At 74.5% G+C, this 12793-nt stretch carries 8 protein-coding genes; 7 read left to right on the top strand and 1 reads right to left on the bottom strand.

What is annotated here, in order from left to right:
* Positions 1-124: 124 nt before the first annotated feature.
* Entirely contained in the window at positions 125-1549 is a 1425-nt protein-coding gene (locus tag ACFCY1_RS16855) for a CCA tRNA nucleotidyltransferase (RefSeq protein ID WP_049659839.1), read from the bottom strand.
* Between the two features lie 367 nt (positions 1550-1916).
* Between ACFCY1_RS16855 and ACFCY1_RS16850 the strand changes: the two genes are divergently transcribed.
* From ACFCY1_RS16850 to trxA, 7 genes are all read left to right on the top strand, one after another.
* Positions 1917-4448: a DUF6049 family protein gene (locus tag ACFCY1_RS16850; RefSeq protein ID WP_375875040.1), complete on the top strand. Its 2532-nt coding sequence runs from the start codon at positions 1917-1919 to the stop codon at positions 4446-4448.
* Between the two features lie 58 nt (positions 4449-4506).
* The gene (gene murJ, locus ACFCY1_RS16845; RefSeq protein WP_375875039.1) at positions 4507-6969 is read left to right on the top strand and encodes a murein biosynthesis integral membrane protein MurJ; all 2463 of its coding nucleotides are present in this window, start codon (positions 4507-4509) and stop codon (positions 6967-6969) included.
* A 303-nt stretch (positions 6970-7272) separates the two neighbouring features.
* On the top strand, positions 7273-9288 hold the full coding sequence (locus ACFCY1_RS16840; RefSeq protein ID WP_375875038.1) for a serine/threonine protein kinase: 2016 nt from the start codon (positions 7273-7275) through the stop codon (positions 9286-9288).
* A gap of 45 nt (positions 9289-9333) precedes the next feature.
* Positions 9334-10068 carry an RNA polymerase sigma factor SigM gene (gene sigM, locus ACFCY1_RS16835; protein WP_375875037.1) on the top strand — a complete coding sequence of 245 codons (735 nt, stop codon included), beginning with the start codon at positions 9334-9336 and terminating at the stop codon, positions 10066-10068.
* Positions 10065-11054, top strand: a complete 990-nt coding sequence (locus ACFCY1_RS16830) for a hypothetical protein (protein ID WP_375875036.1) — start codon at positions 10065-10067, stop codon at positions 11052-11054. The genes sigM and ACFCY1_RS16830 overlap by 4 nt, the downstream gene beginning before the upstream one ends.
* A gap of 173 nt (positions 11055-11227) precedes the next feature.
* A complete protein-coding gene (gene trxB / locus ACFCY1_RS16825) occupies positions 11228-12193 on the top strand; it encodes a thioredoxin-disulfide reductase (protein WP_049655859.1) in 966 nt (321 codons plus the stop codon).
* A gap of 129 nt (positions 12194-12322) precedes the next feature.
* Positions 12323-12649, top strand: a complete 327-nt coding sequence (gene trxA, locus ACFCY1_RS16820; RefSeq protein WP_049655857.1) for a thioredoxin — start codon at positions 12323-12325, stop codon at positions 12647-12649.
* The last annotated feature ends 144 nt before the right edge of the window (positions 12650-12793 follow it).

The following is a 12793-nucleotide window of genomic DNA, read 5'->3' as shown; positions in this document are numbered from 1 at the left end:
TTATTTTTTTTTTCATATTTTTTGGCGGGGGTGGGGGGGGGGGCGGCGCCGGCCCGCGCCCGCCCCCACCCCTCTCGTCGTGCCCGGAGCTCCCGCGGCGCCGTCGCGCCGTCCGGAGCCGGGCTCAGCCCTGCTGCTCGGCCCACCAGGCCCGCAGCGCCCCGACCGCCTCGTCGTGCTCCATCGGGCCGTGCTCCAGCCGGAGTTCGAGCATGTGCTTGTACGCCTTGCCGACCTGCGGGCCGGGCTTGAGGCCGAGCAGCTCCATGATCTGGTTGCCGTCCAGCGCCGGCCGGACGGCGTCCAGCTGCTCCTGCTCCTTCAGCTCGCCGATCCGGGTCTCCAGGCCGTCGTAGGTGCGGGAGAGCGCGGCCGCCTTCTTCTTGTTGCGGGTGGTGCAGTCGGAGCGGGTCAGCTTGTGCAGGCGCTCCAGCAGCGGCCCGGCGTCGGTGATGTAGCGGCGCACCGCGGAGTCGGTCCACTCGCCGCCGCCGTAGCCGTGGAAGCGCAGGTGCAGCTCGACCAGGCGCGAGACGTCCTCGGTGAGCTCCTTGGAGTACTTGAGCTCGCGCATCCGCTTGCGGGTCATCTTGGCGCCGACCACCTCGTGGTGGTGGAAGGAGACCCGGCCGTCCGACTCGAAGCGGCGGGTGCGCGGCTTGCCGATGTCGTGCAGCAGCGCGGCCAGCCGCAGGGTGAGGTCCGGGCCGTCCTGCTCCAGGTCGATGGCCTGCTCCAGGACGGTCAGCGAGTGCTCGTAGACGTCCTTGTGCCGGTGGTGCTCGTCCCGCTCCAGCCGCAGCGCGGGCAGCTCCGGCAGCACGTACCCGGCCAGGCCGGTGTCGACCAGCAGCCGCAGGCCCTTCACCGGGTGCTTGGCCAGCAACAGCTTGTTCAGCTCGGCCTGGATCCGCTCGGCGGAGACGATGGTGAGCCGCTCGGCCATCGCGGTCATCGCGGCGACCACCTCGGGCGCCGGGTCGAAGTCCAGCTGGGCGGCGAAGCGGGCGGCCCGCATCATCCGCAGCGGGTCGTCGGAGAAGGACTCCTCGGGGGTGGCGGGGGTGCGCAGCACCCGGGCCTCCAGGTCCTCCAGGCCGTGGTGCGGGTCGACGAAGCCGCGGCCGGGCAGGTCGACGGCCATCGCGTTGACCGTGAAGTCCCGGCGGACCAGGTCCTCCCCGATGGTGTCGCCGTAGCTGACCTCGGGCTTGCGCGAGGTGCGGTCGTACGCCTCGGAGCGGTAGGTGGTGATCTCGATCAGGAAGGAGCCCTCGGGGGTGTCCTTGCGGGCGCCGACCGTGCCGAAGGCGATGCCGACGTCCCAGACCGCGTCCGCCCAGCCCTTGACCAGCTTGAGCACCTGCTGCGGACGGGCGTCGGTGGTGAAGTCCAGGTCGTTGCCGAGCCGGCCGAGCAGCGCGTCCCGGACGGACCCGCCGACCAGCGCCAGCCGGTGACCGGCCGCCTGGAACCGGCTGGCGATCTCGTCGGCGACCGGCGACACCCGCAGCAGCTCTTGGAGGCCGAGCGTCTGGGCCTCGCTCAGCCCTGGGACGACCTGGACGTCGGTGCTGGAACGGTCGGTGCGCGCGGTGGGCTCATTGGCAGTGGACACGGCTCACAAGGGTACGTGCCCCGACAGGTCAACCGCCCGCGCGTTCTGGGCGTCTCACCCCACAGCCCGCAACACTGCGCCGCGGGCTGCATCGTTACCATGCCGGTGGACGAGTCTCGGGCACCGGACAGGGGATGCGGTGCCGCGCGCCGCCGCCGTCCGCGGGATCCCCGTGGCAGCGGTGCGGCGACGGCGTCGGGCGCAGAGCTCCACCAGAGTCAAGCGAAGACCGTCGGGCGGACCGCGCCGGACGGACAGCATCAGCAGCGAACGATCGAGAACGGCGAGGGCGAAGCGAGTGAGTGAGCCGGCACGGCACTCGGGCCTGGGGGCGCACCGACAGCCTGGACGGGCCGAGCGCCCCGCCGGGGGGCGCCATCCGGCCCGCCGGGCGCGCCGTGCGGGCCGGCGCCTGGCCGCCGCCTGCGCGGCCGCCCTGGCCCTCTTCACGGCCTCCCCGGCCGGTGCGCTGCCCGCCGGCGGCAACGTCCGGCCGGCCGGCGACTCCACCGCCACGGCCGAGTACCCGGTGGTGATGACCATCGACACGCTGAACCCGCAGGTGGCCGCCCCGGGCGGGATCGTGACGATCACCGGCCAGGTCACCAACGCCGGCAAGTCGGCGATCAAGGGCGCCCACGCGGCCGTCCGCAAGCCGTACTCCGGCAAACCGCTGGACCGGCGCAGCGACCTGGCCAACGTGGCCGACCGCTCCACGCCGGACAGCAAGGACGGCGTGGAGCTGGACAGCCCGCAGTACGCCCTGCCGGAGCTGAACCCGGGGCAGAGCCAGCCGTACACCCTGAGCGTCGCGGTGAGCGACCTCGGCTTCTCCGCGAGCGGCGCGTACGAGCTCGCGGTGGACGCCTGGGGCGGGACCGGCGACAACCCGCGCGACCGCGCCCTGGGCATCGCCCGGACCTTCCTGCCGTACAACCCGGGCGGCGCCGAGGCGCAGCCGACGAAGGTCGCCACGATCTGGCCGCTGGTGCACGCGCCGGTGCTGGCCGCCCAGACCACCGCCGACAACAGCGACCAGCCGACCCCGGTGCTGCGCGACGACAGCCTGGCCGGCGAGTTCGCCCCGGGCGGCCGGCTGTACGAGCTGGTCGACACCGGCGCGAAGCTGAACGGCCTGACCTGGGTGATCGACCCGGACCTGCTGGACGCCGCGCTCGCGATGACCAAGCCCTACCGGGTGCAGAAGCCGGGCACCGAGGCCGCGGGCAAGTCCGCCAAGGACGACAACACCGTCCAGGTGCCCGCCTCGGCCGCCGCCGTCGCCTGGCTGGACAAGCTGCGGGCCGCCGTCGCCAAGCCGGGCAGCCAGGTGGTCTCGCTGCCGTACGCCGACCCGGACCTCGCCTCGATCGCCCACAACGGCTCCGACCTGGCCGGGATGACCACCGCGCTGAGCAAGGCGTCCACCGCCGGCCGGCTGACCGTCGAGGGCCGGCTCTCCGTGGACACCCGCTCGGACGTCGCCTGGCCGTACCGGGGCTACCTCGACCAGCAGATCGCCGCCCTCGCCCAGCAGTCCGGCAACGGGCTGGTGCTGGTCGACGGCGCGAGCATGCCGGAGCCGGACTCGCTCACCTACACCCCGACCGCGGTCCGCCCGATCGGCGGCGGGCAGAGCGCCGTGGTGGCCGACGAGACCGTCTCCGCGCTCTTCGACAAGGACCTGAGCAGCCCGCAGGCGCAGACCGACGCCACCCAGCGCTTCCTCGCCGAGACCTTCGCGATCACCCACGAGCAGCCGCAGAACCAGCGCGGGCTGCTCGTCCTGCCGCCCCGCGAGCTGAGCACCGCCGGCGCCAAGGCGCTGGCGAACGCCCTCCAGACGGCGGACGGCAAGTGGATCTCCTCGGTCAAGCTGGACGCGGTGGCCCAGTCCGCGGCCGACCCGAAGGCCAACACCGCCGTCCCGGCGCCCACCGACTACCCGACCCAGATCCGCGCCTCGGAGCTGCCGGCGGCCGACCTGAGCCGCACCGACGACATCCAGCACGACCTGGACACCCTGATGCGGGTGCTCACCCTGCCGCAGCGGGTGCGCGGCCCGTTCAGCGCCGCGATGGTCCGCTCGCTGTCCACCGAGTGGCGCAGCCAGCCGCCGGCCGGGAGCACCTACCGGGCCGGCGTCACGGGGTACCTGAAGGAGCTGACCAAGGCCGTCCAGGTGCCGAGGAAGAACGTGGTCACCCTGGCCGGCGAGTCCGGCCTGCTCCAGGTCAGCGTCCGCAACGACCTGACCCAGACGGTCACCAACCTGAAGCTGGTACTCACCTCGGCCCAGCCGAACAGGCTGCGGGTCAGCAAGGAGGAGGAGCTGGTCCTCCCGGCCTCGCAGAGCGTGACGCTGCGCTTCAACGCCGAGGCGCACAACAACGGGCCGGTCGCGATGACCGCCCAGCTGTGGACCACCGGCCCCGACTCCCGGCCGTACGGCGAGGCGCAGAAGTTCACGGTGGAGGTCACCTCGGTGACCAACGGCGTGCTGTACGTCTTCGCGGGCGCCGGCGTCCTGCTGCTGCTGGCCGCGCTGCGCTTCGTGCGCCAGCGCAAGCGCCTCGGCGGGCAGCCGCACGAGGACGGCGACCAGCCGGTCGGCGACGCCCCGCTCGGGGACGCCCCGGCCGCGGGCGGCGCCGCGGCGGCGGAGCCCGCCCCGCGGGCCCCGGCGGAGGACACCGCGGAGGGGGCCCCGGCGGCGGACGGGACCGGCGGGACGGACGACACCCCTGGTGACGGTCCCGCGCAGACACCGCGTGGCAGCAGCCCGGATGGCCGGGATCGGGCCGCCGGTGATGAGAAGGTTGGTCCTTGATACCGCCGACCCCCTGCCTTGCCGGGCCGGCCTCCCCCCACGACAGCGAAGAGGTGACATGACCGGGCGCAGCGAGGAGCGGCCGTCGGGCCGCGGTGAGAGCCGGCCGGGCGCCGAGTCGCCGTCCGGCGACTGGTACGTGGCCGACACCTACGCCCAGGACCCGTACGCGGTGGACGCGTACGGGAACCCCCAGGACGGCCAGGACCCGTACGGTCTGCGGGCCGGTCGGCCCGCCGCGCCCCAGCCGCCGGCCGCCGCGTACGACGTGCCGCCGCAGCTGCCGCCGCAGGGCGTCGGCTACCCGACGCCGGTGCCGCCGACCCCGTACCAGGCCCCGGAGCACTTCGGGGCCCCGGTGCCGCCGGTGCAGCCCGGCTGGGACACCCCGGTGCAGCCCGCCTGGCCGCAGGAGCCGGCCCCGGCGCAGGCCGCCGGCGGCCACTGGGGCGGCGTCGAGCAGCCCCGGCAGCAGTGGCAGCCCGGCCCGGCGCACTCCGCCTGGGACACCGAGACCACCGAGTACGTCGGGGTGGACGGGCTGTTCGGCGGCCGCGAGGCGCAGGCCGCGGTCCAGCCGCCGGTCCCGCAGCCCGCCCCGGCCCCCCAGCCCGGCCCTCCGCCCGGCCCCGCGCCGTACCCGCCGATGGGCGGCCACCCGGGGCAGCCCCCGTACGGCGCCGCTCCGGGCGGGCAGCAGCACTTCGTGCCGCCGATCGAGTTCGACCCGCCGCTCTCCGAGGCGGAGGCCACCATGCAGGTGGCCGCCGTCGCGGTGCCCCCGGCGGTCGAGCCGCTGGCGGACATCGTCGCCGAGGAGCGGGCCGCCGAGCAGGCGCCCGCCCCCGCCGCCGAGCCCGGCAAGACGGCCGGCGGCGGCAAGGTCTCCAACCTGCTGAACTCCAGCGCGATCATGGCGGCCGGCACGCTGGTCTCCCGCGGCACCGGCTTCGTCCGGACCATGGTGATCACCGCGGCCATCGGCGTCGGCATCATGGGTGACTCGTACAACGCCGCGAACACCCTGCCGACCCTGCTGTACATCCTGATCGGCGGCGGCGCGCTGAACGCGGTCTTCGTGCCGCAGCTGGTGCGCAGCATGAAGAACGACGAGGACGGCGGCACCGCGTACGCCAACCGGCTGCTCACCCTGGTGATGGTCGGGCTCGGCGGCGTGGTCTTCCTGGCGGTGCTCGGGGCGCCCGTGCTGGTGCGGCTGATCGCCCAGCCGATGATGGCCAACCCGGAGCGCGCCGAGACCACGGTGGCGATGGCCCGCTACTGCCTGCCGACCATCTTCTTCATGGGCATCCACGTGGTGATGGGCCAGATCCTCAACGCCCGCGGCCGCTTCGGCGCGATGATGTGGACGCCGGTCCTGAACAACATCGTGGTGATCTTCACCTTCTCCGCCTACATCTGGGTCTACGGCGGGTTCGGCACCACCCAGGTCACCCCGGAGGGCATCTCCCCCGAGGGCGTGCGGCTGCTCGGCCTCGGCACCCTGATCGGTCTGGGCGTCCAGTCGCTGGCGATGATCCCGTACCTGCGGGCCGCCGGGTTCCGCTTCCGGCCCCGCTTCGACTGGCGCGGCCACGGCCTGGGCAAGGCCGCCCGGCTGGCCAAGTGGACGTTCTTCTTCGTGCTCGCCAACCAGGCCGGCTACCTGGTGATCACCCAGCTGTCCACCAAGGCGGGCGCCGCCGCGGCGGCGGCCGGCCACAACGGCGTCGGCCTGGCCGCGTTCTCCAACGCGCTGCTGATCTGGCAGCTCCCGCAGGCCGTGATCACCGTCTCGATCATGAGCGCGGTGCTCCCCCGGCTCTCCCGGGCGGCGGCCGACGAGGACGCCGGTGCCGTACGCGACGACATCTCCTACGGTCTGCGCACCACCGCCGTGGCGGTGGTCCCGGCGGCCTTCCTGTTCCTGTCGCTCGGCCCGGTGGTCGGCCGGGCGATCTACGCGATCGGCGGCAACGACACCGTCCTGAACGACGCCACCAACGTCGGTCTGATGCTCTCCGCGTTCGCGCTGGGCCTGATCCCGTACTCCGCCCAGTACGTGATGCTGCGCGGCTTCTACGCCTACGAGGACACCCGGACGCCGTTCTACAACACCGTCTGGGTCGCCGCCTGCCAGGCCGGCTTCGCGCTGCTGTGCTGGCTGGTGCTGCCCTCCGAGTGGACGGTGACCGGCCTCGCCTTCGGCTACGGCCTGGCCTACGCCATCGGGGTGATGGTCGCGATGCCGAAGCTGAAGAAGCGGATCGGCGGGCTGGACACCAAGCGGATCGGCCGGACGTACAGCCGGCTGGCCGCCGCCTGCGTCCCGGCCGCCCTGGTCGGCCTCGGCGCCAGCCTGGGCGTCCAGCAGGTGCTCGGCGGCTGGCCGGGCAGCGTGGCGGCCCTGGTCGTGGCCGGCGGCCTCCAGCTGGCGGTCTTCGTGCTCATCGCGAAGCGCCTGCGGATCGAGGAGCTGAACTCCATGCTGGGCATGGTCCGCGGCCGACTGGGCCGCTGACCGCCCGACCACCGGCCGGACGAGCGGGCGCCCTGACCGGGCGTCAACCGGAGCAGAAGGCTCCTCCGCTCGTCCGGCCGAGTGCTGGGCCACCGGTTGGTTCGGGTCCGCCCGACCGCCGGATGGCGACCAGGTGTCGGATCTGCACCACATCTCTCCACCCGTATGCAACCGAGCGGACGTCTCAGCGGTCGTACCCGGTGGAGAAGAGTGGGCACAATTGTCCTGGAGCACAGGGCCGCCGACCCTAGGGCTCCAGCGACTCTCTCAAGCCGCGGCGACACAAGGGGAGGCAGGACCACGGTGGCTGATGGCACCAAGGCGGTCGTCGACACGTCAGCAGCTGACGCGGCGACGGACGAGGCCGCGCTGGCCGCGGCGATCGACGAGCTCGCGGGCTCGGACGACGCCGGCGAGAGCACCTCCGCGGACGCCCGCGAGGGCGCCCCCGCCGCCCCCACCGCTGCCGCCGCCCCCGGGCGCCCCGACGCGGACGAGAACACCGACCAGGACGGGGAGAAGGGCCGGGGCGAGGACCGGGACGACGCGCCGGCCGCGGGCCCGGAGCCCGCCGCCGGCGAGGAGACCTCGGAGATCACCGCCCCGCTCTCGGTCCAGGAGCTGCGCGCCGAGCTGGCCGCCGGGTCCCCCCGGAAGAAGCCCGCCCCCGAGCCCACCCGCCCCGCGCGCCGCCCCACCGACCCGCAGCCCACGGTCGACCCGCGCGACACCGCCACCCTCCCGCGCACCCTCCCCGCCCCGCAGCGCCGCAGCGGGGACATGATCGGCCACCGGTACCGGCTGGAGGAGTGCATCTCCCAGACCGAGACCTTCAGCAGCTGGCGCGCCGTCGACGAGAAGCTGCGCCGGGCGGTCGGCGTCCACCTGATGGCCTCCGGCCACCAGCGGGCCCGCAAGGTGCTGGCCGCGGCCAAGTCCGCCGCGCTGCTCGGCGACCCGCGCTTCGTCCAGGTGCTGGACGCCGTCCACGAGGGCGAGCTGGTCTACGTCGTGCGGGAGTGGCTGCCGCACTCCTCCGACCTGGCCAGGCTGCTCGCCAACGGCCCGATGGAGCCGCACGAGGCGTACCAGATGGTCCGCCAGGTCGCCGACGCCGTCGCGGCCGCCCACCGGCGCGGCCAGGCCCACCTGCGGCTCACCCCGCGCTGCGTGCTGCGCACCGACAGCGGCCAGTACCGGATCAACGGCATCGCGGTGGACGCCGCCCTGCGCGGGCTGCCCGCCGAGGACGCCGAGGACGCCCAGCGGGCCGACACCCGCGCGATCGGCGCACTGCTGTTCGCCGCGCTCACCCACCGCTGGCCGTACCCGGAGGACCGCTACGACCTCCAGGGCCTGCCCAAGGGCCTCCAGAACGCCGCGCCGGACCAGGTCCGCGCCGGGGTCCACAAGGGCCTGTCCGAGCTCGCCGCGCGGGCCCTGTTCGACCAGCCGCCGCACCACGCCCAGCCGATCACCACCCCGGAGGAACTGGTCCGGGCGATCGCCAAGCTGCCCAAGATCCGCCAGCCCGCGCCGGAGCTGCCCGCCTTCCCGGCCCCGCCCCGGCACAACACCCACGCGCTGCCCACCGCGCCCAACCCGACCCGGGTCGCCGACACCACCGTCTCCCCGCTGCCGGCCTCCTCCCGCCCGGCCCCCTCCCGGCGCACCCGCACCCGGCGGCGGCTGCGCCGGGTGGTCAAGGCCACCGCGTGGACGGTCGCGCTGGGCGCGATCGGCGTCGCCTCCTGGCAGTTCGTCGACAGCCTGCGCCACACCGGGGCGGCCACCGCGTCCCCGCTGACCTCGGCCAGCAGCACCGCGCCGAGCCCCCAGGCGAGCACCCACAACCCGGTGTCGATCGCCATCAAGGAGGCGCAGTCGTACAACCCGCTGGGCGACGGGCCCGAGGGCACCGAGAGCATCGGGAAGGCGATCGACAACGACGCGAACACCTCCTGGACCACCGGCTGGTACGTCGACCAGCTCGGGCCCAAGCCGCCCGCGCTCAAGTCCGGCACCGGTCTGCTGATCGACCTCGGCTCACCGCAGCCGGTCTCCTCGGTGAGCGTCCTGTTCTCCGGCGGCGAGCAGTCCGCGGAGCTGCGGGTGCCCACCGCGGCCGCCGCCGGCAACCCGCTGCAGGCCAAGCCGGACGCCTTCACCGTCGTGGGCAAGAAGACCGGGACCAATGTCGAGTACACCCTCGACTCCCCGACCACCACGCGGTACCTCTTGATCTGGCTGACCGGTCTGGCGAAGGATGCCGACGGCAAGTACCGGGGCCACGTCGCCGAGGTCAAGGTCTCCGGCTGACCCGGGGCGGACGGCCCCGGCACGACGGCACGACGGCAGAGGGGGGTGACGGTGGCGGACGACGACGCGGCGCTGCTCGCCCGGCACGTCGCCGGCGACCCGGCGGCCTTCGGCCTGCTGGTGGACCGCCACCGCGACCGGCTCTGGGCGGTCGCCCTGCGCACCCTGGGCGACCGCGAGGAGGCCGCCGACGCGCTCCAGGACGCCCTGGTGTCCGCCTTCCGCGCCGCCGCCGGCTTCCAGGGCCGCTCGGCGGTCACCACCTGGCTGCACCGGATCGTGGTCAACGCCTGCCTGGACCGCGCCAGGCGCAGCGCCACCCGGCGCACCACCCCGCTCGACGAGGACCCGCAGCGGCTGGACACCCTGGTCGGCGCCGCCGAGCCGGCCGACTCCCCGGTGGTCCGGGCCGAGCTGCACCGGGAGCTGACCGCGGCGCTCGCCGAACTGCCCGCCGAACAGCGGGCCGCCCTGGTGCTGGTCGACATGCAGGGCTACCCGGTGGCCGAGGCCGCCGAGCTGCTGGGCGTCCCGGTGGGCACGGTGAAGAGCCGCTGCGCACGCGGCCGGGCCCGGCTCCTCCCCCTGGTCCGGCACCTGCGCGAGCCCGATGTTTCACGTGAAACACCGCCCGCCCCCGGCTCGGCCCCGCCGCGCCGGGACACCCCTGGGAACCCGAAGCGCCCCGGCTCCGTCACAGGGACGGGGCCGAGCACCGGCACAGGGACGGGGCAGAGCACCGGTCGGACGATGCTGGAAGGAGACGTGAGCACCCGATGAACGCCCATCCCTCCTTCCCCGACCCCGCCGACGACCACCCCCCGGTCGAGCAGCTGGCCGACCTCGCCGAGGGGCTGGTCGACTCCCCTTCCACCGTCGAGGCGCTGCGGCGGCACCTGGACGGCTGCGCCGAGTGCCGGGAGACCGTCGACGCGCTCGCCGAGGTCCGGGCCCTGCTCGGCGACGTCGAGACCCCGCCGATGCCGGCCGACGTCGCCGCCCGGCTGGACGCGGCACTCGCCGCGGCCGTCGCCGAAGCCACCGAAGCCGCCGGGAGCGCCGGCGAGGCCGTCGAGCGGCCGCAGGAGGCCCCCGCGGCCGACCGTCGACCCGAGGCCCCGGCCCGGCCCGTACGCACCGCCACGGCGCCCCTCACGCCGTCCTCCGCCCCGCTCTCCAGGCCCGCGGGGCGTCCCGCCGGCCGGTCCGGCCCGGCCACCGGCCCCGGCCGCCCCCGGCGGCGGCGGTTCGCCCTGCTGATCGGCACGGCCGCCGCCCTGGCCGCCCTCGGACTCGGCGGGGCGCTGCTGCTGCAGCCCGACGACCGGTCCGGCACGGTGACGGCCAGCGCGGGCGGCGCCCCGACCGCCACCGCCGACAGCCACGACGCCCGGGCCCCGCACACGGCCGCCGGCACCGACTACCGCGAGGACGAACTCGCCACCCAGGTCCAGCGGTTGCTGGCCCGCTCGGAGAACGTCCCGGGGCTGCGGGCCACCGGGCCCGCCATGTCCGAGGGCGCCCTGCCCGCCGCCGGCGGCCGACCGGAATCCGACCCGCCCTCCCCCGCGGGCTCCCCCACCGCGCCGGGCTGCCCGGCCCCGGCCTCCGGCACCCCGCTGGCCACCGACCGGGGCACCTACCAGGGCGCCCCGGTGGACGTCCTGGTCTACCCGCTGCCCGGCCGGCCCGGTTTCGTCGACGTCTACCTGCGCTCCCCCGACTGCGGCCCGACCGTCCTGCACCAGGCCGTTCCCAGCCACTGACCGGCGGTTTCCATGCGATCCACGCCAACTCCGCCACGCCGCTTCCGGACTTCGGGCGGCTGGTACTGATCCGCCTGGGAATGCGAGACACTGGTCAGTCGTTGTCCCGGGCGGCGGAGCAGGACCGCCCTCCCCGCAGCAAACGCGGGTCGCGATGCGAACCAGGAGAAGCAGTGAGCGACGTCCGTAACGTGATCATCATCGGTTCCGGCCCGGCCGGGTACACGGCCGCGCTCTACACGGCCCGTGCCTCCCTCAAGCCGCTGGTCTTCGAGGGGGCCGTCACCGCCGGTGGCGCGCTCATGAACACCACCGAGGTCGAGAACTTCCCGGGCTTCCGGGACGGCGTCATGGGCCCCGAGCTGATGGACAACATGCGCGCCCAGGCCGAGAAGTTCGGTGCCGAGCTGATCCCCGACGACATCGTCGCGGTCGACCTCACCGGTGACGTCAAGACCGTCACCGACTCCGAGGGCAACGTGCACAAGGCGCGCGCCGTGATCGTCACCACCGGCTCCCAGCACCGCAAGCTCGGCCTGCCGAACGAGGACAAGCTCTCCGGCCGCGGCGTCTCCTGGTGCGCGACCTGCGACGGCTTCTTCTTCCGCGACCAGGACATCGCGGTGGTCGGCGGCGGCGACACCGCGCTGGAGGAGGCGACCTTCCTCTCCCGCTTCGCCAAGAGCGTCACGATCATCCACCGCCGGGACTCCCTGCGCGCCTCCAAGGCGATGCAGGAGCGCGCCTTCGCCGACCCGAAGATCCGCTTCGAGTGGGACAGCGCGGTCGAGGCCATCCACGGCGACCCGAAGCTGACCGGCGTCACCCTGCGCGACACCACCACCGGCGAGACCCGTGAGCTGGCCGTCACCGGCCTGTTCATCGCGATCGGCCACGACCCGCGCACCGAGCTCTTCAAGGGCCAGCTGGACCTCGACGCCGAGGGCTACCTCAAGGTCGACGCCCCCTCGACCCGCACCAACATCCCGGGCGTGTTCGGCGCCGGCGACGTCGTCGACCACACCTACCGCCAGGCCATCACCGCCGCCGGCACCGGCTGCTCCTCCGCCCTGGACGCCGAACGCTACCTGGCCGCGCTGGACGACCTGGAGGCCAAGGCCGCCGCCGTCGCGGTCTGAGCCCTTCCCGCTCCACCCGCGGGGGTGTTCCACGTGAAACACCCCCGCCCCGGCCGGGCAGAAACAGAACGGGCCCACCCGTTGTTCTCCTGGCAGCAGCCCCCTCCGTCCGAACCCCGAGGAGTTCCCGTGGCCGGCGCCACCACCACAGTCACCGACGCGACGTTCGAGAAGGACGTCCTCGAGAGCGAGAAGCCCGTACTGGTCGACTTCTGGGCCACCTGGTGCGGCCCGTGCCGCCAGGTCGCCCCGGTCCTGGAGGACATCGCGGCCGAGCACGGCGACAAGCTGACCATCGCCAAGCTCGACGTGGACGCCAACCAGGCGACCGCCGCCAAGTACGGCGTCATCTCGATCCCGACCCTGATCGTCTACCAGGGCGGCGAGCCGGTGAAGTCCATCACCGGTGCCCGTCCGAAGGCCGCGCTGCTGCGCGAGCTGGCCGACTTCATCTAGGTCTTCCGGTCGTCGACCGCGCGGAGGCGGGGGGGCCCCCCGGGGGGGGCCCCCCCCCCCCCCCGCCCCCCCCCCCCCCGGGGGGGGCCGGGCCGCCGAAGGGCACACCCCCGCCCAGGGGGCCCCCCCCCCCCCCCCCCCCCA

This window comes from Kitasatospora sp. NPDC056273 (assembly GCF_042268845.1).
In the GTDB taxonomy this organism is placed as follows: domain Bacteria; phylum Actinomycetota; class Actinomycetes; order Streptomycetales; family Streptomycetaceae; genus Kitasatospora.
This window is presented reverse-complemented; position numbering and strand designations above follow the sequence as displayed.